The 24,783-nt window shown below is 48.0% G+C and carries 20 protein-coding genes; all 20 read left to right on the forward strand.

Annotation, left to right across the window (positions count from 1 at the left end; all coding sequences use genetic code 11):
* Nucleotides 1-42 precede the first annotated feature (42 nt).
* Nucleotides 43-828: a nucleotidyl transferase AbiEii/AbiGii toxin family protein gene (locus NTY76_05950; protein ID MCX5678633.1), complete on the forward strand. Its 786-nt coding sequence runs from the start codon at nt 43-45 to the stop codon at nt 826-828.
* Nucleotides 821-1,462, forward strand: coding sequence for a hypothetical protein (locus tag NTY76_05955; GenBank protein MCX5678634.1), 642 nt, complete (start codon nt 821-823; stop codon nt 1,460-1,462). The genes NTY76_05950 and NTY76_05955 overlap by 8 nt, the downstream gene beginning before the upstream one ends.
* Before the next feature lie 106 nt (nt 1,463-1,568).
* A complete protein-coding gene (locus tag NTY76_05960; protein MCX5678635.1) occupies nt 1,569-3,290 on the forward strand; it encodes a hypothetical protein in 1,722 nt (573 codons plus the stop codon).
* A gap of 89 nt (nt 3,291-3,379) precedes the next feature.
* Nucleotides 3,380-9,391 (forward strand): autotransporter-associated beta strand repeat-containing protein, encoded by a 6,012-nt coding sequence (locus tag NTY76_05965; protein MCX5678636.1) that lies wholly within the window; start codon nt 3,380-3,382, stop codon nt 9,389-9,391.
* 25 nt (nt 9,392-9,416) lie between these two features.
* Complete coding sequence (locus tag NTY76_05970) at nt 9,417-10,142, forward strand: hypothetical protein (protein MCX5678637.1); 726 nt, start codon at nt 9,417-9,419, stop codon at nt 10,140-10,142.
* Between the two features lie 199 nt (nt 10,143-10,341).
* The gene (locus NTY76_05975) at nt 10,342-11,379 is read left to right on the forward strand and encodes a PDDEXK nuclease domain-containing protein (protein MCX5678638.1); all 1,038 of its coding nucleotides are present in this window, start codon (nt 10,342-10,344) and stop codon (nt 11,377-11,379) included.
* 88 nt (nt 11,380-11,467) lie between these two features.
* Nucleotides 11,468-11,758, forward strand: a complete 291-nt coding sequence (locus tag NTY76_05980; GenBank protein MCX5678639.1) for a type II toxin-antitoxin system Phd/YefM family antitoxin — start codon at nt 11,468-11,470, stop codon at nt 11,756-11,758.
* The gene (locus tag NTY76_05985; protein ID MCX5678640.1) at nt 11,755-12,156 is read left to right on the forward strand and encodes a putative toxin-antitoxin system toxin component, PIN family; all 402 of its coding nucleotides are present in this window, start codon (nt 11,755-11,757) and stop codon (nt 12,154-12,156) included. The genes NTY76_05980 and NTY76_05985 overlap by 4 nt, the downstream gene beginning before the upstream one ends.
* Nucleotides 12,157-12,379: 223 nt before the next feature.
* A complete protein-coding gene (locus NTY76_05990) occupies nt 12,380-12,973 on the forward strand; it encodes a hypothetical protein (protein MCX5678641.1) in 594 nt (197 codons plus the stop codon).
* A complete protein-coding gene (locus NTY76_05995; GenBank protein ID MCX5678642.1) occupies nt 12,951-13,607 on the forward strand; it encodes a nucleotidyl transferase AbiEii/AbiGii toxin family protein in 657 nt (218 codons plus the stop codon). The genes NTY76_05990 and NTY76_05995 overlap by 23 nt, the downstream gene beginning before the upstream one ends.
* Nucleotides 13,608-13,785: 178 nt before the next feature.
* Nucleotides 13,786-14,352, forward strand: a complete 567-nt coding sequence (locus NTY76_06000) for a SurA N-terminal domain-containing protein (GenBank protein MCX5678643.1) — start codon at nt 13,786-13,788, stop codon at nt 14,350-14,352.
* A 10-nt stretch (nt 14,353-14,362) separates the two neighbouring features.
* Nucleotides 14,363-14,956: a methyl-accepting chemotaxis protein gene (locus NTY76_06005; protein MCX5678644.1), complete on the forward strand. Its 594-nt coding sequence runs from the start codon at nt 14,363-14,365 to the stop codon at nt 14,954-14,956.
* Between the two features lie 19 nt (nt 14,957-14,975).
* Entirely contained in the window at nt 14,976-15,557 is a 582-nt protein-coding gene (locus NTY76_06010) for a hypothetical protein (protein MCX5678645.1), read from the forward strand.
* A 95-nt stretch (nt 15,558-15,652) separates the two neighbouring features.
* Nucleotides 15,653-17,479, forward strand: coding sequence for a 4-alpha-glucanotransferase (gene malQ, locus NTY76_06015; protein ID MCX5678646.1), 1,827 nt, complete (start codon nt 15,653-15,655; stop codon nt 17,477-17,479).
* Nucleotides 17,476-18,144, forward strand: coding sequence for an MtnX-like HAD-IB family phosphatase (locus tag NTY76_06020; GenBank protein MCX5678647.1), 669 nt, complete (start codon nt 17,476-17,478; stop codon nt 18,142-18,144). Before malQ ends, NTY76_06020 begins: the two co-directional genes overlap by 4 nt.
* An 83-nt stretch (nt 18,145-18,227) precedes the next feature.
* Nucleotides 18,228-19,583, forward strand: coding sequence for an aminotransferase class III-fold pyridoxal phosphate-dependent enzyme (locus NTY76_06025; GenBank protein MCX5678648.1), 1,356 nt, complete (start codon nt 18,228-18,230; stop codon nt 19,581-19,583).
* 26 nt (nt 19,584-19,609) lie between these two features.
* Nucleotides 19,610-21,163, forward strand: coding sequence for a sodium:calcium symporter (locus NTY76_06030; protein ID MCX5678649.1), 1,554 nt, complete (start codon nt 19,610-19,612; stop codon nt 21,161-21,163).
* Nucleotides 21,164-21,281: 118 nt separating this feature from the next.
* Entirely contained in the window at nt 21,282-22,313 is a 1,032-nt protein-coding gene (rlmN, locus tag NTY76_06035) for a 23S rRNA (adenine(2503)-C(2))-methyltransferase RlmN (protein MCX5678650.1), read from the forward strand.
* 1 nt (nt 22,314) lies between these two features.
* Nucleotides 22,315-23,259: a PEGA domain-containing protein gene (locus NTY76_06040; GenBank protein ID MCX5678651.1), complete on the forward strand. Its 945-nt coding sequence runs from the start codon at nt 22,315-22,317 to the stop codon at nt 23,257-23,259.
* Nucleotides 23,246-24,757, forward strand: a complete 1,512-nt coding sequence (locus NTY76_06045) for a glycosyltransferase family 2 protein (GenBank protein ID MCX5678652.1) — start codon at nt 23,246-23,248, stop codon at nt 24,755-24,757. Before NTY76_06040 ends, NTY76_06045 begins: the two co-directional genes overlap by 14 nt.
* Nucleotides 24,758-24,783 lie beyond the last annotated feature (26 nt).

The raw sequence follows: 24,783 nt of genomic DNA on the forward strand, positions 1-24,783 counted from the left end.
TAATATAGTTTAGTTATAACTAAACTATATTACTTACTATTTATGGATCAATATACTCACTTACAATTACGGGAAGTTTTTCATCTTGAATTCCTGAGATGGTTTGGCAGGAAGGTAAAGGCGGGAGATTATGCTGTTAAGGGAGGCGTGAATTTGCGCCTCTTCTTTAAAAGCTTCCGTTACTCCGAGGATATGGATCTGGATGCGCGCGGTGTCAAAGTTATTGAGCTCAAAGAGATAGTGATGAAGATACTTAACGCTTCCGCGTTTCAAAATAATCTGAAACCGTTCGGCATAATGAGTATAATGCCGCCGGATATCCGCAAAGCAAAACAGACCGAAACGACGCAGCGTTTTAAGATACACCTTATCGCGTCTTCAGGGGAGGACCTCTTTACAAAGGTTGAGTTTTCTCGAAGAGGCTTTGCCGGAAAAATTGTTACAGGGGCGGTTGACGATGCTATTTTGCGAACTTATAAGCTGGCGCCATTACTGGTACCGCATTATGACGTGCGCTCCGCTATCGCGCAAAAGATGAGTGCCCTTGCCGATAGAACAGCTGTACAAGCAAGAGACATTTTCGATATTTACCTTCTCAGCTCTCAATATATCGCCGGCGCCGGGGCATGGATCGACAATATTAAGTTCGGCGTCCTTTCGAAAGCGTATGAACGTGTCTTTGAAGTCGAATTTGAACAGTTCAGGGATACCGTGGTCTCATATCTATCCGTCGAAGACCAGCCGGTGTATGATAACCCGCAAACATGGGAAGAGATTCGGCTGAAAGTCGCTCATTTTATCGAAGAGGTGCGCAAGTCCTATGCGTAGAAGATCGATACTTCTGACTATTAATAAACTCAGTAACCGGATATTTACTACCCGTGAAATCGCTATGTCCTCCGGGAAATCATTGTCGGTGGTCACCCAATCTCTTAATAATCTGGTGCGGAATGGGGTTGTAACTAAGATATGTAGAGGCGTGTGGATGAAAGAGGGGAGTGAAGCGGTGAGCCCATACGCTGTTATCCCATATTTATTTCCCAGACATCGCGCTTACATCTCATTTATAACGGCGCTTCATCTTTATGGCATTATCGAGCAGATTCCGCAGGTAACGACGCTCGCCTCAACAGACCACTCCAGGATCATTCGCACTAAAGCCGGAGTTTTTTATACGCATCATATAGCGCCTTCGTTCTTTGCCGGGTTCGGATGGTATAAAGGGAATGCGGGTTTTCTGATCGCCGAGCCTGAAAAAGCGTTGGTAGACAGCCTGTATCTCTCGGCCCATAAGAAGAGGCAGTTTGGCCATTTCCCCGAGCTTCATTTTCCGGGTTCATTCAGTTTTAAACGCGCTAAGGAGTGGGTGGGTAAAATTAATAGTCCCGCCACGCGTATTTACGTTAAGAGTAAACTCGAAGCTATTAGAGCGCAATCAAAGATCGCGCCAATATCCTCGTAAATACATAAGGCATCGAACCGGTTACAGTTTGTGACCGGTTCTTTTCGTTCTACAAGGGTTATTTTTGTTGACGATATGAGGTTAAAGTAGTAATATTTAACCGGCCATGAAGACCACCCGCCTTATAATATTACTGGTAATGACGCTACTTTTAGCGCCGCCGCGAGCTTTCGCCCAGCCGCCCAATCCTAGCCAGGAGATCGGCGGTATCCAGAGGACTCGCGAGATGGAAGAGAGGGCGAAGAAATTAACATCGGAAGTTCAAGCGAAGAAACAGAAGCCTAAGATAGAAGAAGAGAAATTACCGTCCGAAATAGCTCCGGCCCTCCCCAACGAAAAGATCCTGATCAAGAATGTAGTGGTTATCGGTGCCACGCTGATACCGGAAAAAGACATCAGGGCCATAGTCGATCCTTTCGAAAATAAAGAGCTTTCTATTGCGGAGATGCAGAAGGCGGTGGACCTGATAACGGATGCCTACCGCAAAAAAGGGTATATAACGTCGCGCGCTTATATCCCTCCCCAGAAGATCGAAAATAACAGGTTTGAGATAAGGGTCATCGAGGGAAAGATGGGAGATCTCGACGTAACGGGTAACCGCTACTATAAGAACTTTCTCTTTAAAAAAAAATTCCTGCTGAAAAAGGGCGAGGCCTTTAACTACTATGTCCTCGCCAGGACCCTGCGCAAGATAAATGAGCAGCCGGACAGGTTCGCAAAGGCGGTCCTGGTTCCCGGTAAAGAGCCTGGCGCCACGGATGTCGTGCTGGAAGTGAAAGACGACCTGCCCGCTCATGCGGGAGTTAATTACGACAATTACGGCTCGCGCTACATCCTGAACGACCGCTATCAGTTCAACGTTTCACACAATAATCTTTTGGGTTTCGAGGACCTGTTTCAATTCCAGTATACTATGACGCAGGCTGAGACGTATCGTCTTATAGGCGGAAGCTACGTTCTCCCGCTGACAGAGAAACTTAAAGTGGGATTCTCCGCTCTCTGGGCAAAACTGCATCTATTGAATGACTATAAGCCGCTCGATGTGCGCGGCAAGAGCGAGCTATACAGCATCTTCGCCACGCAATCTATCCTGGATGAAGAAAAATACAGCGTGAATTTGAATGCCGGATTCGATATAAAAGACGTCTTTAACTTTCAAAACGACCAGGAGACGAGCCGCGACAGGATGCGCGTAGCTAAGATAGGAATAGACGCCGATCTCACCGATCCGCTCGGGCGAAGTATATTTACAAACGGAGTAGAGATAGGCATACCGGGCTTCATGGGCGGCCTTAAATACAAGGACCCGCGAGCTTCCACTGTCGGTTCAGGCGGCGAGTTTGTAAAGTATGTTATGAACTTTTACCGGTTACAGCCGATGCCGTTCGAATCATCGATCCTTTTCAAAAACCAACTGCAGGTTTCGAACAAGCCGCTTACGTCTACTGAACAGTTTCAGATAGGCGGCATCATCAATACGAGGGGGTATCCTCCGGCTGAACTCGTAGGCGATCAGGGTTTTTCCAGCACGACCGAGTGGTCCTTCCCGGTATATTTACTGCCTAAAGACGCGAAGATCCCGTCGACGCAGATCAATTGGTATGATACCGTAAGATTTGTCACTTTTTATGATTACGGCAACGTCCGCTTAAGAAAACCGGGAGGCAACGCGAGTAAATTCGGCCAATTAAGCGATTTCGGATGGGGAATCAGATTTAACCTGCCGAAACATTTTTCTTTCAAAGTGGATTTCGCCTATCCCATTGATAAAGGCGCTTCCGATGGCAAAACTAACCGCACCTGGATGCAGATCTCGTCGAATTTTTAAGTGTAATTTGAATTCATGTAAAATATAAAAAAGTAAGCTTTTCTGATTGACTTTCGTTTCCCCAGGGTGTAAGATGAAGATGAGGGAAGATGAGAGGCGGTGAGAACGCCATGAAAACTAACCTCAGAAGGATTGTGATGACGAAGAAATGGCCAATAATCTGCTTATCATTGATATTATTCTCATTAATAATATCTCCCGTTGCTTTATTTGCCGACCCGCAAGATGCTTCTAACAATTTACCTTCAGGAGAGAAAGTAGTTTCAGGTAATGTCACCGTAGATCGCTCGATCGCGAACACCCTTAATGTAAATATAGCCTCCCAGAATGCCATCGTAGAATGGACCAGCTTCTCAATAGCTTCCGGTTACACGACGAACTTTAATTTCAATATCGCCCAGCCATCCTTAGGCAGTATCTTAAATAACGTTACCGGCCCTAACATGTCCGTTATTAACGGCGCCATGAATTCGAACGGCAACGTGCTTCTTGTCAACTCTAACGGAATAGTATTCGGCGAAAGCTCGCGTGTTAATTGCGCCTCCATGATAGCATCGACCTTGAAGATCGATTACGATAATTTCCTGAACCCCGTTAACGGCCAGTATAAATTCTATAAAGACGGCGGTAACGGGTTCATTATTAACGCCGGCCGCATCGCGGCCCAGCCTGGTGGATATATAGTGCTTCTCTCACAGGCCATCGATAACAGCGGGACCATCACGGTGAGCAGTATCGACGCGAAGGTTGGAAGAATAGTTCTCGCTTCAGGAGAACGGATGACAGTCGCGATGGATGACAGGAGCCTGATATCGGTGGCCATAGAAGATGGCGTGAAGAGCGCTATATTCGGGCCTGATGGCGCTCAGATGAAGTCCGCCATTAAGAATAGCGGCTCGCTCTTAGCGGACGGCGGCAGGATCACCCTTACGGCAAAGAGCATGAATAAGGTATTCGATTACGCTATCAATAATACGGGAATTATCCAGGCTAACAGCGTAGTCAAGAATAACGGAATTATCGAGTTTGTAGTAGAAGGCGCTCCGATCGTCAATACAGGCAGGATAGAGGCAGGCAAGGTCACCATTAATGCCGTTAATACCGATCTATTCAATTTTGGCGAGATAATATCCCAGAATGTGGCTGAACTGCCGGATAAGGGCAGTATCTATATAAACGCTGTAAATATGCTGCAGGATGGCCTGATTTCATCCAATGGAGTCGTGGCCATCGATATTGACAATATGAACACCACCCAGGTGATTATATATGATCCGTCCAGCCTGGCTCAAGATCCTAACGCCGCTTCTCTACCGACCGCGGTTATCCAGGGTAATGAGGTAAGGATAACCTTTAGGAAGCTAGGCTCCACGGATCAGCCTATACAGATTAAAGCGCCCACGACCTATATATATAGGAAGGAAGGCGATATCGATATTTCAGATAGCTTAGGTTTAGGCACGAGCATATTGATGCGCGGCCCGCCTGAGAGCAACTTCTCGATTATCTACTCTAAAGATACAAATCTCACCTTAGATGCGGCCCATGTAACAGTTGTGGGGACCACTCCAACTCATTTCTACGGAAATATTACATTCAGCGATTTCATCTGTACAGTTCCCGACAAAGAGATATATTTTGAGGCGGGGAAGACGTATACCATCTTAGGGTCTCTTGAAATACAGGGATCCTACGCTAAGCCCGTAAGGCTTATCTCCTCTGTATGGGGTAGCCCTTGGTATATCGACTCTAAAAGCTCCCAGGATATCTACTATGCCTGGGTGCAGGACTCCTATAATATTAACCCCCAGGAGATAATAGCCATCCTTTCCACTAGCCACGGCGGCTGTTATAACTGGGATCCTACGGTTACATGGTCAGGACTGTCTGGAGCTAACAGCAACTGGAGCACTGGGGCGAACTGGGTAGGCGGATCAGCCCCCGGCGTGAATGATTACCTCCAATTCCCAGATGGGGCTGCGCGTATGTCAAATAATAATGATTTTGCTGCGGGTACAGGCTTTGCTTCTATCCAATTTACAGGGACAAGCGGCGGTTATACTTTAAATGGTAATCGAATTACTTTGGGTACAGGCGGTATAACTTCCAGCAATACTTCAGGAACGAATACGATAAATTTGGAAATCTCAATGGCCGCGGACCGGACAGTTACGGTTGCTACAGGAGGCACCTTGACCATTAGCGATATTATAAGTGGTGCTGGTGGTATCACCAAAGACGGTTCTGGCATCCTTATTCTTACAAAAGCCAACACCTATACTGGCATCACAAATGTCAATATCGGAATATTAAATATCCAGCATAAAAATGCTCTTGGCTCTACTGCCGCAGGTACTGTAGTGTCAAGCGGTGCTGCCCTTGAGATTCAAGGAGGCATTACGGGGGTCGCTGAACCTATTACCTTGAACGGAAGCGGCATCTCAAGCAGTGGTGCTTTAAAGAGTATAAGCGGCACCAATTCCATAACTGGAGCTATTACCTTAGAAAGCGCTACACGTATAAATTCAAATGCGAACACACTTACTATTTCCGGAGGAATTGTAGGTAGCGGTTATGCCCTGACCGTGGGAGGCGCTGGCAATGTTACATTTACCGCCGCTGCTATTGCAGGTGCGGGTACCACTGTTACTAAAGATGGTGCAGGCACGCTCACATATAGTGCCGCCAATACTTATACTGGTTTAACCACGATCAATGCAGGTACGCTAGCCTATGGAGCAGGAGTCGATGCTATTGTGGGTGATGTAACCGTGTCAGGCGGTACGTTAGATATAGCTGGCCGCTCAGATACAGTGGGAGCAGTTACTCTTACGAGTGGAACTATCACAGGTACAACAGGAGTTCTAACTGGCACTTCGTATACGCTCGAGAGCGGAACAGTCAATGCTATCTTGGGCGGTGCGGGTGTAGCCTTAACAAAAAACACAGCGGGTACCGTGATCCTTACAAAAACCAATACCTATACCGGCGCCACTACGATAAGTGCAGGGACACTGCAATACGGCGCTAATAATGTGCTCTCTAATAGCACCGCCGTAACAATCAATGGCGGCGCAACGCTTGATCTCAATAATTTTCTTGGTACCGTTGGTTCCGTTGCCGGCTTCGGAAATATCACACTGGGTTCAGGCACTCTGACTACAGGTGCCGATGACACTTCCACCACGTTTTCAGGAGTTATCTCGGGTTCTGGCGATCTTACCAAGTCAGGCACAGGCACCCTTACCTTAAGCGGCGCTAATACATATACAGGTGTAACGACAATCAGCGCGGGCACATTAAGCATTAATACCCTCGCGAACGTAAGTGGTGGTGCCAGTTCTTTAGGCGCTCCGACAACATCCCTAAATGGAACAATTGCCCTCGGCGCAACGGGAATATTACAATATACTGGCTCTGGTCATTCTTCGGATCGTGTTATCAATTTGACAGCAGATGGCGGAACAATTGATGCCTCCGGTAGTGGTACATTGACTTTAACCGGCGGCGTTACTGGAAATAAATTCAATCTAGTGCTGACTGGAAATGGAGCTGGCGTTGAAAGCGGAGTGATTAAAACCACATCAGGTACCTTAACCAAAAATGGAATCGGCACCTGGACGCTCTCAGGCGCCAACACCTACACAGGAGCCACTACAGTAAACGCCGGAACGCTAAAAGCGGGCGTGGCCTCAGTGGCGAATACTAGCGGTGCGTTCGGCAAAAACTCGGCTGTGACGATGGCGGATGTTGCGTCCGCAATTTTGGACATCACGGGCTTCAATACGCAGATTGGTTCTATCACTGGCGGTGGCGCGGCAGGCGGCAATGTGACGCTTGGTGCCGCGACCCTAACGGTTGGCGGCGACAATACCAGCCCGGCGGCATATGCCGGCGTGATCTCCGGCGCGGGTGCCATAACCAAGATCGGCACAGGCACTTTCACTTTAAGCGGCGCCAACACCTACACAGGCAAGACCTCGATCCAAAACGGTATTCTTAGCGCGACGTCAATCAATAGCGTTGGCGGCGCAGCCAGCAGCTTGGGTATGCCGACCACCGTCTCAAATGGTACAATTGATTTGGGCGCGACCAACACAACAGGACAATTAACCTACACAGGCGGCGCGGCTACATCAGATCGTGTCATAAATTTGGCTGGCACCACAGGTGACGGTGTTATCGATCAATCAGGTACAGGCTTGTTGAAGTTCACCAGTGATTTTACAGCCACGGGTGCCGGTGACAAGACGCTTACGCTGCAAGGCTCCACGACAGGTACCGGAGAAATCGCCGGCAAGATCGTAAATTACGATGGTACCCGCATTACATCGGTTATCAAGACCGGTACCGGCACCTGGACGCTTTCAGGTGCCAACACCTATACTGGTTTGACTACAGTAAGCGCCGGTACATTAGCTTATGGAGCAAATAACGTGATCTCTACAGGAGACGTAACCGTAAGTAGCGGAGCGACATTGGATCTTGCCGGCTATTCTGACAGCTTCGGTGCGCTCACTGTGACCGGTAGTAGCGTCACTACTAGCGGTGGCAACCTTACCTTGACTTCAACCCTGAAGATGACCGGTGGCAGTATCAGCACAGGCTCAGGCACCCTTACATTAGGCGGTAATGTCACCGGCAATGCTAGCGCTACGAGCTCCACTATCAGTGGTAAATTAGACCTTGGTGCGGCCACTCGCGTTTTCACCATCGCTAACGGAGCGGCTGCCGATGATATGTTAATCTCCGCGGTGATTAGAAGCGCATCCGGCGCATTCGGAATTAACAAGGCCGGCTTAGGCACCCTTACCTTAAGCGGCGCCAACACCTATATCGGCGCCACGACTCTAAATGCAGGCAAGCTTAACATCAACAATTCTACGGCACTCGGCACAGGTACTTTTGATATCTCAGGCGGAGACATAGACAATACCAGCGGCGGCCCTATCACCCTTACAAATAACAATCTTCAAACATGGAGCAGTAACTTCACCTTCACCGGCACTAATAACTTGAACCTAGGCACAGGAGGAGTGACTATAAACGCTACCCGTACAGTGACTGTAGATGCTGGCAATCTCACTGTCGGCGGTGTTATAACCGGAGGCGCAGGTGATGGTCTCACCAAAGATGGCTCCGGCACCCTTATCTTAAGTGGTGTTAATACCTATACAGGTATAACGAAAATCAGCATGGGAACGTTGAGCGTAGCGACCATTGGAGACGGAGGCGTAGCGGGCAACCTTGGTCAAGCTACTAATGCCGCGGCCAACTTGGTGCTGGGCGGCGGTACTTTGCAGTATACTGGTGCAACAGCATCGACTAATCGGAACTTCACCTTAACGACAGGCACCACTTCCACCATCGATATCACAACCGCCGGGACTGATCTTACGATCTCGGGAGCTAGCACTAACACGACGGGCGCTCTCACTAAGGTAGGATCCGGCACCCTGACACTGTCGGGGACCAACCTATATACCGGCACCACTACGGTGAATGCTGGCACCATAACTTGCGGTGTTAATAATGCTTTCTCTTCATCCACTGTTATGGTATCTTCAGGAGCAACACTCGACATAGTTGGCTATAATTTTTCCGCCGGTGGAACTAGTTTCACGAATAACGGTCTCGTAAAATTACAAGGTCTCTCCACACAGTCAGTGCCTAATATAGCAGGCAGTGTAGAATATACGGGCACAGGCACAGCGCTGAAGGCCGGCAACTCTTACACGAACCTCACGTTCTCCGGCACAGTAGAATATACGGGCACAGGCACAGCGCTGAAGGCCGGCAACTCTTACACGAACCTCACGTTCTCCGGCACAGGCACATACACCCTCGCCAGCAACCTGTCAGTATCAAGTTCGGTCATAGTCGGGGTAAATGACATATTGGACCTGGTAAGCTATAACTTAACAGGTGGTGCAAGCGTCACGAATAACGGTCTCGTAAAATTACAAGGTCTCTCCACACAGTCAGTGCCTAATATAGCAGGCAGTGTAGAATATACGGGCACAGGCACAGCGCTGAAGGCCGGCAACTCTTACACGAACCTCACGTTCTCCGGCACAGACAGGCACATACACATTAGATAGCGACCTTACTATAACAGGTGATTTAATGATAGGTGTGGGTAGCACATTAAATTGCAGTAATAAAACTATTACTATCTCCGGTAACTGGACTAACAATGGAACATTCACTCCCGGCACGGGAACCGTTAAATTTACAGGCGCCGGCCAATCAAACATATCAGGCGATACCACCTTTAATAACCTCTATTGCGATATTGCCGGAAAGACTCTACAATTTACAGCGGGCTCGACCCAGACAATAACAGGCACCCTCACTTTGAAAGGTACGTCTATCATAAACCGCCTTATATTACAGAGTAGCGCTTCTCCCACGCAGTGGAAGATAGATCCGCAAGGAACTGTAGCTGTGGATTTCCTTGAGGTGCACGATTCTAATAATGTAGGCCCGGCCATATATAATGCGAATAGTGTATTCTTTAATTGTATAGGTTGGGCAACAAATCCACCGCCTCCTTCTCCTACGCTTACAAATACAACGACTATAACCACCCAGCTCTCGACCCTGGAAAACCCCAGATACCCGTCTCCGGATATGGGGCAGATGACCACATATCAGATAAATATAGTCAATCCGAGCGTGGGCGGGGTGTACTTCTACCAGCCGCTGACGTCTTACGATATGGCGGCCTTTAACGCGATGATCCTTGACGCGAACTCTTACAGCTTCTTGAATGGCTCGATAAACCTGGTAGGCCATGAAGGACTCAGGTCGTTGTTCGAGAACTCCGGAAATCAGGGGCTCTCCCGATAACAAATACTACCGCAACGTAGATACAGTGAAGGGCAAGTGAATAACTTGCCCTTTCTTTTTATCCCCGGCCACATAACTGTGTCCGGGGATTTTTTGCATTTATTTTAAAATAATCTGCAACAATTTTGGCCTTTTTAGCGTCTTTATATGTAGGGGATGCATATGCCAAAAACCATTAGTCTTAAAAGGAGCTGATAAGATGAGTAAAATATCAAAACAATCTACGGAAGCTTTGTATAAGCGGGTCGCCTTAATATTAAATGAGGCGCGAAGCCGTGTTTTACAAACAGTCAATTCAACTATGGTGCGAGCTTACTGGGAGATCGGCCGCTTGATCGTTGAGCACGAACAGAAAGGCAAAACTCGAGCCGGCTATGGCGATTTTCTTATAAAGGGATTATCCGAAAGGTTGACCGTAGATTTCGGGAAAGGGTTTACCCCTAGAAATTTGTGGTATATGAAGAATTTTTATCTCGCTTTTCCAAAAGTGAACGCGCTGCGTTCACTTTTGGGTTGGACTCATTATCGCTTGCTTCTTAAGGTTGAAAATATAGAGGCCCGCGGATTTTATGAGGTTGAATCCATTAAGAGCCGGTGGAGTTCCCGTGAGCTGGATCGGCAGATAAATTCTCTATTATTTGAACGACTGGCTTTAAGTAAAGACAAGAAACAGATCTTAAGGATGGCCAGGGAGGGGCAGGCTGTTTCAGACCCTAGAGACCTTATTAAAGATCCATATGTTCTGGAATTTCTTAATATCAAAGAGAATACGTCTCTTTTGGAGAAGGACCTTGAAAGCAATCTTATCAATAAGCTTCATAAATTTCTTCTTGAGCTTGGCCGGGGGTTTGCTTTTATAGCGAGACAGAAGCGTATCACTGTTGATGGAGACCATTTCTATATTGACCTTGTATTTTACAACTATTTACTGAAATGCTTTGTTTTGATCGATCTCAAAATAGGTAAGCTTACTCACGGTGACATCGGGCAGATGGACTTTTATATGCGGTATTTCGAGGGAGAGGAAAAGAAACAGGGAGACAACCCTACGATAGGCCTGATCCTGTGTTCTAATAAGAACAATACCATGGTCAAATATACCCTTCTTTCCGGAAGCAAACAGATGTTCGCATCGAAATATAAACTATACTTACCTTCCAAGCAAGAGCTTAAAAGCGAGCTGCAGGATGGCACTCATACCAACAACAAATACCACGGCAATATGGATAACTATTAAGGGCGAGTGAATAGCTTGCCCTTTCTTTTAAATGTAGATTGACAATAGTGTCACAATAGTGTATACTTATGGGTGACAGGAGGGATGTATGAAATTTGTCACAATAAGAGATCTCAGGTCTAAATCGCACCAGATACAGGTCGAGCTTCCGAAGTGTATGGAGATGGTTTTGACGTCGAACGGAAAGCCTATCGCCATCATGACCGCGATCTCGGAAGAGTCGCTGGAGGATTCGCTTGCCGCTATAAGGAGAGCGCGCGCGATAAGCGCTGTTACCGCTCTTCAGCTTCAGGGGGCGAAATCCAAAAAATTCATGATAAAAGATAGCGAAATCGACTCTGAAATCGGGATCGTCCGCAGCAGAAGAGTTAAGGGATGAAGGTTGTCATCGATACCAATGTTCTCGTATCGGGCCTATTATCGCCTTATGGCGTGAGCGCGGAGATAATAAGAATGGTTGCCTCCGGAGCGTTTGATCTGTTATATGACGCGCGCATAGTTTCAGAGTATGAGGAAGTATTACTGCGACCGAAATTTTCTTTTGATAAAACCCGAATTGAGCAATTGATCGACTTTATTACGCATTTCGGTGTTCCGGTAGCATCCCTGCCGCTTTCAAGACATTTACCGGATCTGGATGATGAGCCGTTTCTGGAAGTCGCTATTTCCGGAAAGGCAGAATGCCTGATCACCGGCAATGTGGCCCATTATCCTGCCAGGGCAAGACGTAAGCTCAAAGTCCTCACGCCGCGTCAGTTCCTCAACAGGTTTTTCTAGTTATTTGCCAAAACGGCGAAGCAATACTCCGGAGCCATCCTGGAAGGGTGCAGGGTGGAGCTTATAATTCTAAGGCCGTTAAGGGCAAGCGATTAGCTTGCCTTTTCTTTTTATCCCCGGACATAGCTATATGGTCGGGGATTTTTTTTGTTTTTGCGCCACTTGACAAACCCACTTTTATCAAGTATACTTAATTAACAAATATGTTAATTAGGTGTATTTCATGAATTACACAAAATTGAAGAGTATAGAGAAGCTTTATTTCGGATATGAGGAGATATCTAAGACTCTAGGTATAACCCCAGGATCCGCTATGGTTTCAGCCAACAGGTATGTAAATCAGGGGATATTGTTAAGGGTTAAGAGGAATACCTATGTCCTGAGAGACAGGTGGGATGCCTTGACAAAAGAAGAAAAGTTCACGATAGCCAATATTATTCAGGTGCCTTCCTATATATCTTTAATGACCGCTCTGGACTATTATGAGATAACGACGCAAATGCAGAGAGATTTTATAGAGTCCGTAGCTGTAAAACGCACGAAAAAGGCGGATGTATCGGACACGGCCTTTAATTTTACTAAGATAAACAAAGGCCTGTATTTTGGATTTGCGAAAAAGAAAGGTTTTTTTATAGCGACTCCCGAAAAAGCGTTTCTTGACGCCGTGTACTTTATGAGCATTAAACGATATAATCTCGATTTAAGTTCAATAGACCGCGGTAAATTAAATATAGGCGAGATCAAGGCGATCTCCGAAAAATTTCCTGAAAAAACAAAAGAGGTTTTAAAGGAATATGGATACATTCGAAAGACATGAAGTACTGGAGATCGAAGCCCTGGAAAGGATGAATAGCGGCAGATTCCTTGAACCGCTGGTATTTGGCGGCGGCACAATGCTCAGGCTGTGTTACGAGCTGAACAGGTACTCTGTAGATCTCGACTTTTGGTTTGTGAAAAAGACCGACCCTGAATTATATTTTACTAAATTAAAAAAATACCTTGCCGAACAATATGAATTGACCGACGCCTGGATAAAACATTATACGATTTTGCTGGAGTTGCGCGCCAAAGGCTATCCCAAAAGGCTTAAACTTGAAATACGCAAAGAGGTAAAAAAGTGCGATTTTGAGGAGCGGATAGCGTTCTCTACCTTTAGCTCAAAGCAGGTTATCTTAAAGGTCATGTCTTTAGAGCAGATGATGAAGAATAAGATCGAGGCGGCTTTGGAGCGCCATGAGATAAGGGATTTCTATGACATAGAGTTTTTACTCAGAAAGGGGATAGCGCTAAAAGCGTCCCGGGAAGATTTAAATGGGTTATTGCGCGTGTCAAACAGGTTTAAAGAAAGCGACTTCAGGGTTGCCCTAGGTTCACTGGTAAAGAAGGATGTCAGGGAATATTACATAACACACAAGTTCACTTATCTGCAGGAAAAGATAGCCGCCTCCTAGAGCCCGGGGCCATCCTCACTAGAGCCCGGGGCCATCCTGGAAGGGGACACCCTGGGAGCAGGATGGAGCTCATAATTCTAAGGTAGTGAAGGGTAAGTGAATAACTTGCCCTTTCTTTTTTTAGAAGGTATAATACTAGAAAAGATCGTTACTTACAATTAGCGACCAGGAGGGTTATATGATAAGGAAAAGATATCTATTATTCTTATTATTGGCATTTTTCTTCGTAAGCGGCTGCTGTCAGAAGCCATGCAAAGTTGCTGACAAAGACACGGTTGTAAAGATAAACAGCTACACCATTACACGCGACGAGTTCGAGCAGGAATTTAAGGATTCCGCCTATGGCAAGATAGACAGCCTTGAGTCCCGCCAGAATTTCCTGACCACCCTGATCGACCGAAAACTGATACTGCAATATGCGCAGAAGGAGGGGCTCGATAAGGAGAAGGGTTTCTTAAGGATGATCGAAAAATTCTGGGAGCAGTCCCTGTTAAAGATAGCGCTGGATCAAGAGACAAAGAAGATAAAGGAGTCGTCATTCGTGACCGATGATGAGGTCAGAAGGGCATACGATAACATACTGAAGGAAGGCAACATAAGTGAATCGTACGCGAACGCTTATAAACGCATAAAATGGGACCTTGCCAGGTCGAAAGAGACAAAGATCATTAACGACTGGATCGCCGGAATGCGGAAAAAGTCGCATATAACCGTAAATAACGATATCCTGAAAGAGAAAAAATAAGGGAGCATATATGACAAACGCCGGAACGCCTCCTCGCCGGATAAGGCGAAAGAATTATTTTATCGATAAGAAGTTCCAGGGGACCTTCATCCTTAAATTCTGTATGCTTGTGGCCGCCACGGGCCTGTTCATAATGGTGGTATTGTATTCATTGTCGAATAAGGCCACCACAGTCTCTTTCATTAATTCTCGTGTAGTCGTCCAGACCACGGCCGACTTTCTCTTCCCGCTGCTCATACAGACATTTGTCATCGCCACGGTATTTGTAGGTATCGCTACCATATTTATTACTCTATTTATTTCACACCGCATAGCGGGCCCGGCCTACAGGTTTAAGAAGACGCTCGCCGATCTGAGCGGCGGGAATTTCTCCGAAAATTGCCATCTGCGCAGAAAAGATTCACTGCAGGATGTCGCGAAAGCCCTCAACGATATGATGTCCAATGTGCGTAAGGGCCTTACAGCGGTCAATAGCTCGCTCACCAAATTGAAAAATAAGCTTGGGGATGTGCAAAAGAGTAAAAGCGTGGACGACTCGGAGCTGAGAGAGCTGAAGAAGGAAGCCTCGGAACTTGACGAGGCGTTGCACCATTTTAAATTTTAGAGCTTCAATGACCCTGACAATGCGTCGTCATAAAATAATCCGCGTATATATCGTGCTGATCGCTCTATTTTTGAGCGCCGGCGCCGCATATGCGTTTGACGATGGTTTCGGCTCAGCGAAGAAGATCGAGAGCAAATACGCCGTACTTTATTACCCGCCGGAAGCCGATGTTACAAACCTTATCCGAAGTCTTAATGTGCGGCAGGCGGATAAGGTGCTGTCCGGCCTGACACTGGGCGGCGCCTCTTCATATGAGGATGAACTCGGGCTTATGATCGACGCTCTATTCGGCCAGGTCTCCGATGTTCTCGATATGCATATCTATAGCCTTAAGATAAATATCAAGATATGCCGGAATAACGGCCTCCTGAAAGATGTCTATAAGCGTATGTTTAATGCGGATCTTCAGGATAAGCAGTCTTTTTATTTTTACAGTTTAAATACCATTTATACATCCGAAGAGGGATTTAAGCGCGAGATCGTGGGCCACGAAATGGCCCATGCCATTATAAGCCATTATTTTGTGGTGCCCGCCCCGATTAAGATCCAGGAAGTCCTTGCGATGTATGTCGAGTATAATCTTCGCAGAGCAGAACAGTAGATGTGAAATAGCCGTCATTTCCCGTTTTCGCTCACTATTTTTATTGACCTGATAAGGGCTATTATATAGTATATTAGGATAAATAAAGGCAATTTATGGCTCAGGAAAAAGTAGATCTGCTTAAGACGCTCTCATCCGATAAGTGGAAGGCGATAGGGACCCACAAGCGCGCGGGCCTCTTGGTCCCGTTATTTTCGGTATATTCGAAGAATAGCGCGGGAATAGGCGACCTGGACGATCTGAAACTTCTGGTGGACCTATGCGAAAAGACAGGAGTCTCTATCCTGCAGCTCTTGCCGATGAACGAGATAGGGGTGACATTTTGTCCCTACGACGCCATAAGCTCGTTTGCTCTTGAGCCGTCTTATATATCTTTCAACGCGGCCCCTTTAACCTGTAACAAGGCGATAAAAACGAAGATAGACAGGATACGGAAGTTCTTTCCCGCGGGAAGCGGACATGTCGATTATGCCATACGGGAAGAGAAGCGCCAGATGCTATGGGATATATTTGCCGCGGAGGCCGTCGCCTCGCCTGAATTCAAGAAATTTACAGGAGCAAATAAATACTGGCTGGACGATCTGGCCCTCTATAAGGTCCTTAAGAACCGCCACTTGGGGAAGCCGTGGTATGACTGGGAAGAAGGATATGCATACCGCGACGAGGATGCGCTCTCGCTCTTTGAAGAAGACCATAAAAAAGATATCACATTCCAGAAGTGGATCCAATGGGTGCTGTATAAACAATTCAAGGCGGCAAAAGAATACGCCGTTTCGAAGCATGTCCTGATAAAGGGGGACCTGCCGATATTGATATCGCGCGACAGCGCCGATGTCTGGGCACATCCCGAATACTTCAAGCTCGATTTCGCGGCAGGGGCTCCGCCTGATATGTATTGCTCCAAAGGGCAGAGATGGGGCATGCCCACATACGACTGGGAAAAGATAGCCGCCGATAAGTATAAATATTTTAAGGAGAAATTAAAATATGCAGAGAACTTTTACGACATCCTGAGGATCGATCACGTCGTCGGCTTGTTCCGTATATGGAGCATACCTTATAATGAGCCGCTCGAGAACGAGGGGCTAAAAGGATCTTTCGACCCGGCGGATGAAAATGTATGGAGCGATCACGGCAGACGGATATTGTCGGTCCTGACGGACAATACTAAGATGCTGCTCTCGGCGGAGGATCTCGGTATGATACCGAAGGCCTGCCCGGAGATGTTGAAGGAGTTCGGCATACCGGGAAATGAGGTTCAGAGATGGGTAAAGGACTGGTCGGTGAGCCACGATTTCCTCGCGCCTAAGGAATACCGCGCCGCAGCGGTCGCGATGCTCTCCACGCACGATACGACTAACTGGGCGGCATGGTGGGAGAATGAGGCCGGCACCGTTGACGAGGCGTTATTCATCAGGAAGTGCGGCGAACGGGGCATAAATTACGAACGCGTTAAGGGAGAGCTCTTCGATCCCGAACGTTCCGGGCGCGGGCGCCTGCGCTGGAACGATGAGGTAAAGACGAAAGAGATTTACATTGGAATTCTGGGTAAGCGCGAGGAAGAGCTGAAGGACTTTCTCGATATGTACGAAAATACGTACATGGAGAAGGAAAAGCTATGGGCGCGGTTTAAGCTTAATGGCGCAATGAAGGAAAAGTGCGATGCCCGGATCATGCGCTCGGCTCTCAATATAACTTTAAGCTCGCGCGCGGTATTCTCGATAGAGCTTCTTATAGATTACCTCTACGTTGGCGGCATATTTATCGGAGACCCTTACCAGTACAGGATAAATGTGCCGGGCACGATCGCAAAGACCAACTGGTCCCTGACGATACCCCTTGCGCTCGAAGAGCTGCTGAAGCACGGGGTAGTCGATGATATAAAGGAACTGGTGGATGCCTCCGGCAGAAAAGCATTATGAGTAAAAACGATAAGAAGATAAAAAACTGCGTTGTATTCTTCGATTTCGACAATACGATCACCGAGATCGACGTGTTGGACGACATGCTGGAACGTTTCTCGCGCGACGATAAATGGATGCAGCTTGAGGAGGAGTGGAGGCTCGGCAAGATAGGCTCCAGAGAGTGCCTGGACGGTCAGATGAGGGGCATTCGCCTGGCCCGTGAACGGCTCGATAAGTATCTCACTACGATAAAGATAGACCCTTTTTTTAAGAAAATCTTAAAATTATGCGGCTCCAAGAAGATAAAGACGGTGATATTAAGCGATAATTTCGAGTACATACTGAAGGGCATACTGAAGAATAACGATATAGAAGGCCTGGACGTTTATTGCAACTCGTTAAAGATGCTTGAGGATGTGATGATCCCGTCATTTCCGCATAGCGATAAGAAGTGCGGCGGGTGCGCCCATTGCAAGAGTAAGAATATGCTGGCTAATGTCAAAGCCGGCTTCACATCGATATATATAGGGGATGGTTTATCCGATCTATGTCCTTCCAGAAAAGCGAAGCTGGTATTCGCGAAGAGCTCGCTTAAGGAACACCTGAAAGCGGAGAAGGTGCCTCACGTTCCGTTTGACGATATGAAGGATGTTTACGAATATCTTAAAAGGAGACTAGCGTGAACCAGAAAGTAAAGGTTATGACGAAAAGCAAAGAGAAGAGAGATGTTAAAGACCTCAGCAGCCGGCTCACCCACCAGGAGCTGATGAAGCTGGAAAGCAAATATTGTTCATGGGGCGACACGGTCCATTATGTCCATGAGCCCAATATATTTAAAAGCTGCCACGGCTCGTTTCTATACGACAGAGAGGGAGTGGAATTTCTGGACCTCCAGATGCTCTATTCCGCCGTTAACTTCGGGTACAGCAATGGGCGCGTCAGTAACGCTCTGAAGCGCCAGATAGACGCGTTGCCGCACCTGGCGTGCCAATACCTGCATGAGGAGAAGATCCTGCTGGCGACTAAGCTTGCCCGGAGGGCCGAGAAGACGTTCGGAGAAGACGGGCGTATCCATTTCAATGTCGGAGGGGCATCCGCGGTAGAGGACTCACTGAAACTTGTCCGTAACCATACGGGGAAAAATCTCGTATTCGCTTTTATGGGAGGCTACCACGGCAGGACGCTGGGGGCTTCGGCCATAACATCGAGTTACCGCTACAGGGAGAGGTTCGGCCATTTCGGCGACAGGGCGCTGTTCGTTCCGTATCCGTACTGCTTCAGGTGCCCGTACGGCGAGAAGAGAGAATCCTGCGATATGTTCTGTCTGAAACAGTTCGAAAAACTCTTCGCGACGGAATATTACGGCGTTGTTAACAAGAAGAACAATAATTGCGAATTTGCCGCGTTCTATGTCGAACCGGTGCAGGGCACGGGCGGATACGTGGTGCCGCCGATGGAATATTTCCCGGCCCTTAAAAAGATATTGGATAGATACAATATAATGCTCGTCGACGATGAGATCCAGATGGGATTCTTCAGGACGGGAAAGTTCTGGGCCATCGAGCATTTCAACGTATCGCCCGACATAATAGTCTTTGGCAAGGCCCTCACGAACGGCATGAACCCCATCTCCTGTATATGGGCGAAGGAGAAGCTGATCAACCCTAAGGTCTTCGGGCCGGGCTCGACCCATTCGACGTTCTCATCCAACCCTCAGGGCACCGCAGCGGGGCTCGAGGTGATGAAGATTATAGAGGAATCGGACTTTGCTACAGAGATACCGAAAAAAGGCAAATATTTCCTCTCGAGGCTGAAAGCCTTGCGTAAAAAGTATCCGCAGATAGGAGATGTCGACGGCCTCGGCCTCGCGCTGAGGATCGAGATCTGCCAGAAGGACGGGTACACTCCTAATAAAGAGCTCACCGATAGGATAGAAGAGATAGGCCTGAGCGGGCGTCTCACCACAGGTGGAAAGACCCGCGGGCTTGTGCTCGATGTCGGAGGATACTATAAGAATGTCTTCACGCTCGCGCCTTCATTCTATATCACCGAAAAAGAGATGGATCTCGGAACGGATCTCTTTGAAGAGGCTCTCGTCAAAGCGATAAAAGAGACCTCGTAGGCATACCAGCGCTAAAACGGATGGATATGGCGAATAAGCGGCAGACCTGGGGGACAAAGCTGGGTATCATAATGGCGGTGGCCGGAAGCGCCGTCGGGCTGGGAAATTTTCTGAGATTTCCCGTCCAGGCAGCCTCTAACGGAGGCGGCGCGTTCATGATACCGTACTTCATAGCCCTCTTACTTTTAGGCTTACCGCTTATGTGGGTGGAATGGACGCTCGGCCGTTACGGCGGCGGGTTCGGGCACGGCACGGCGCCCGGCATATTCCACACGATGTGGGAAAAGAACCGCTTCATAAAATACTTCGGCGTCATCGGGATATTCGGCCCGCTCATCATATTCATCTATTACGTTTACGTAGAATCCTGGACCCTTGCCTACAGCTTCTTCGCTATCATCGGGAAGTATTCCGGCTCGGGCACGGAGGGCGCGATGCAATCCTTCCTGCGCGGCTTCCAGGGGCTCGAAAAGAATCAGTATTTTTCGAGCATCATTCCGGCCTATACATTTTTCGTGATAACATTTTTGGCCAATATATGGGTGATATATCATGGTATCAAGGGCGGCATCGAAAAGCTGTGTAAAATAGCCATGCCGCTTCTTTTCATCTGCGGGTTCATAGTGATGGCCAGGGTCCTCTCGTTAGGCACTCCCGACCCTTCCAGGCCGTCATGGAACCTTATGAACGGGTTAGGGTTCCTGTGGAACCCGGACTTCTCGGCGCTCCTTAGCGCTAAGGTGTGGCTCGCCGCTTCGGGCCAGATACTCTTTACGCTCAGCGTAGGCATAGGCGTTATACTCACTTATGCCAGCTATCTCTCTAAGGGCGATGATGTGGTGCTGTCGGGACTTTCCGCCGCTGGAACCAATGAATTCGCCGAGGTAGTCATCGGCGGAAGCATCATTATTCCCGCTGCATTCGTATTCTTCGGGCCCCAGAATATCCAGACTATAGCCCGAGGCGGAGCGTTCAATCTCGGGTTTGTCACGATGCCGCTGATATTTCAGAAGGTGGCGTTCGCGGGCCTCTTCGGCGGAGCATGGTTTATGTTGTTATTCCTATCAGGGATAACCTCGTCCATATCGCTGGCTCAGCCGGCAGTCGCGTTTCTGGAAGACGAGTTTAACATAACCAGGTTTCGCGCCGTGCAGATATTCGGCGCCGTCACTTTTGTGCTCTGCCAGCCGGCGATATTCCTGATAGGCAAGGGCGTTGTGAACGAGCTCGACTTCTGGGGCGGCACGTTCTGCCTCGTATTCTTCGCGACCATCGAGATAATACTCTTTGCCTGGATATTCGGGATGGAGAAGGCGTGGAAGGAGATACACCATGGCGCCGATATGAACATTCCGAAGATCTACAAGTTCATAATAAAGTATATAACTCCGCTTTTCCTGTTCGCGATACTCGGCTTCTGGTTTTACCAGGACGGCATACCCACGATACTTATGAAGAACGTGCCGGATGCCGACAAGCCTTTTGTCCTGGGGACGAGGCTATTCCTGATAGCGATATTTATCGCCCTGGCGGTTATGGTGAAGGTGGCGTGGGCGAGAAAGAGGAGGACCAGGCTATGAGACCGTCGGGCTGGGCGTTTCTGGTCCTGTCATGGGGATTCATAACAGCGCTAGTTATATTCTGTTTCTACAAGATCTTCGCCAAGAAAAAAATCTCCTAAAAGACCTAATAGTTACTATGGATAAAACTGATATAAAGAACCTGTCGAAAGCGGAGCTCGGCCCGGCGCTGGAGGAACTCGGCGCTGAGGACTACAGAGCGAAGCAGATATTCCGCTGGCTCTATAAGTCCGGAGTGAGGTCGTTCGATGAGATGACTGACCTCTCGGATGAGCTGCGCCATAAGCTCAAGGGCAGATTTCATATCACGCACCCGGTTATGCTCGACTCCAGGCGCTCGGCCTCGGATGGCACTACGAAGTATCTGTTGAAGCTGGAAGACGCGAGCACGATCGAGACGGTTTTCCTGCCGGAAGGAGAGAGAGCGACGATATGTCTGTCGAGCCAGGTCGGCTGTAAGTTCGCCTGCAGTTTCTGCGCGAGCGCTCCTTTCGGATTTGTGAGGAACCTTAAGGCCTCGGAGATACTGGACGAAGTCATCTTTGTGAAATCAAAAAATCCGGGGGCGCCTGTTACGAACCTGGTCTTCATGGGGATAGGCGAGCCGTTCGATAACTATGATAATGTATTGAGGGCGGTGAGGCTATTCAATGACCCGGATGCGTTCAATATAGGAGCCAGGAAGATCACCATCTCGACCTGTGGTATAATACCCGGGATAGAGAGATTGGCGGACGAAGCCCTTCAGGTCGAGCTTTCGGTATCGCTCCATTCTGCCGATGACGATCTCCGCTCAAAACTTGTCCCTATAAATAAGAAGTATCACATTAAAGAGTTGATACGCGCCTGTGATGAGTATATAAAGAAGACTAACCGCGTTATAACGTTCGAATACATATTGATAAAAGGCGCCAATGCTTCGCCTATAGACGCGCTTAAGCTTGTGAAGCTGATAAAAAATGTGAAGTGTAAAGTGAATACGATAGCTTACAATAAGATAAGGATCAAGGGTTACTCCGGGCCGTCGCTTACCGAGATAAAAGCCTTTTTGGGGATCCTTAAGGATAATGGTATAAACGTGACCCACCGCAAGTCGAAGGGTGAAGACATAGACGCCGGATGCGGCCAGCTCAGGATATCGAGGTTATAATATGAGGCCCATAGATAAGATAGGAAGGGCGATAGCGTTCTATTTTTCGGTGATGCTGTTCTGCGTGCTGCTGCCGGTGATATTGTCGTATGCGCTTGGCTATAAGATAGATTATCGCAATTTCAAGATATATAAGACGGGCATCCTTTACATCGCGAGCCGCCCGGCAGGCGCTTCGATATATTTAAACGGCGCCATGCGCCAGGAACTTACACCCGCCCAGATAGAGGAGCTGAAGCCCGGCGATTATAAGGTAGAAGTGCGCAAGGACGGTTTTTATCCGTGGGAGAAGGATATAGTCGTCAAGCCGAACATGGCGACGAAGGCGGACCGGATAATCCTCTTTCCGATCACTCAGGAGATGAAGGCCATAAGCCAGAGGGGTATACACGACTTTATCGTCTCGAATAAAAATTACATATACTATATGAAGAAGTCGGGGTTCTTTCGTTCCGATATGGACGGAGGCAATATGACGAGGCTGGCAACTTACGGAAATTGGCCCGACGGTATCATCGGCAAGAGATTTTCTTCAGATGGTAATGACCTCCTTTTTTTCTCTCCCGGCACGCTCGGAGTGATCCATATGCAGCAGGAAGCCGTGAAGGTGGAAGAGGTCTTTACGGGCGACGGCCTTATCATTGACGCGTTCTGGTATCCCAGCGCAAATTACATAATAGTGGTCACCCATAAAGATATAAAGGTGGTGGAGTTATCCGGCGCCGGAACGCGCAATATAGTGTCATTGTACAAATTTAATTCGAAGCCGCAGAATGTCGGTTACGATGAGAATAGCGGCTCATTATATTTCATCGATACGCACATAGGCGCGGATTCCAAAGAATCGAACTACCTGTACAGGCTTAACCTTAAACAGAAATTCTTCGACAGCATAATACAGAGTTTGATTAAGAAAGAGCAGGAAGCCGGATATGAAAAGAGATAGGTTCTATAGAAGGCTTTTCGAGATAATCCCGGGGCTCCTCACATGGACGACGATCCTGGGGCTATTTATTTTTGCCTTCATAAAACCGCTCTGGGTGGCGATATTTGTAATAACCTTCGACCTGTACTGGGTGATAAGGATGACATACCTCAGTATGCTGCTGCTCTTCGCCTACCGCCGCCTTGCCAGGGAGCGGAACTGGGACTGGTTTAAGAAATGTGAATTGCTGGGCAGGGTCAGGGGCCTTGAGCATAAAAATATCTATCATGCGGTGCTCTTTCCCGTGTATAAAGAGGGCCCCGAGATATTGAAACCGTCGATCGAGTCGATCGAGAATTCCAACTACCCTAAAGATAAGATGATAATGGTCCTGAGCGTGGAGGAGAGGGCTGGTAAGGATGCCTGGAATAACGCGCTGGCTCTCAAGAAAGCGCACGAGAAGAATTTCTGGAAGTTTTTAGTGACGTCTCACCCCGATGGTTTACCCGGAGAGATAAAGGCAAAAGGCGCTAATGCCACCTGGGGCGCGAGAGCGATAAAGGATTTTCTCGATTCCAACAAGATAGATTACGAGCATGTGGTGATATCATGCTTTGACGCCGATACCTGCGCTGACAGGGAATACTTCGGGTGCCTTACATACCAATATATTGCCAGTCCCGACCGGACGCGTTCGAGCTACCAGCCTATTCCCGTCTACAATAATAATATATGGCATGCCCGTTCTATTGCCAGGCTATTGGAGCTTGGCTCCAGTTTTATGCAGCTGGTGGAGACCATGAGGATCGAAAAGTTCGTCACATTCTCGAGCCACAGCATGAGTTTTAAGACGCTGGTCGAAGTCAACTATTGGCCATTGGACATGATATCCGACGATTCTGTAATATACTGGAAATGTTTCCTGCATTTTGACGGGCACTACGCCGTCGTGCCCATGTACGTAACGGTCTCAATGGATGTCGCCACGGAAAGTAAAGTCCTGCCCACTATCGTAAAGCAATATAAGCAGAAGCGGCGCTGGGCGTGGGGTGTCGAGAATTTTCCTTACCTGGTGATCGGTTTTATGCACAATAAGAAGATACCGCTCCTGACCAAGATAAGAAGGTCGCTGAATATACTCGAGAGCCATTATACCTGGGCCGTCTGGGCCATAATAGTCACGTTCATCGCGCCCCTTCCCATAATATTCGGCGGCGGGCTCTTCAGACAGACGGCGATGGGGTACAATCTTCCGAGCGTTTCCGCCACACTCTTTAACATGTCGTTATTTACGTTATTCATATTAATATTTGTGAGCATAAAGCTCCTGCCGCCAAGGCCGAAAGATGTGAAACCGCAGAAGCACCTCGTGATGTATACGCAGTGGCTGCTCGCGCCGTTCGTTGCGGCGTTCCTCGGCTCGACTCCCGCTATCGACGCGCAGACGCGCCTGATGCTCGGCAAGTATATGCACTTCCAGGTCACCGAAAAGAAGCGCCACCACGCCCGCGCTAAGTGACTATTTTCTCTTGTTTCCGGGACTCT

The sequence above is a fragment of the Candidatus Omnitrophota bacterium genome, from assembly GCA_026387175.1.
Classification (GTDB): domain Bacteria; phylum Omnitrophota; class Gorgyraeia; order 2-01-FULL-45-10; family 2-01-FULL-45-10; genus CAIMPC01.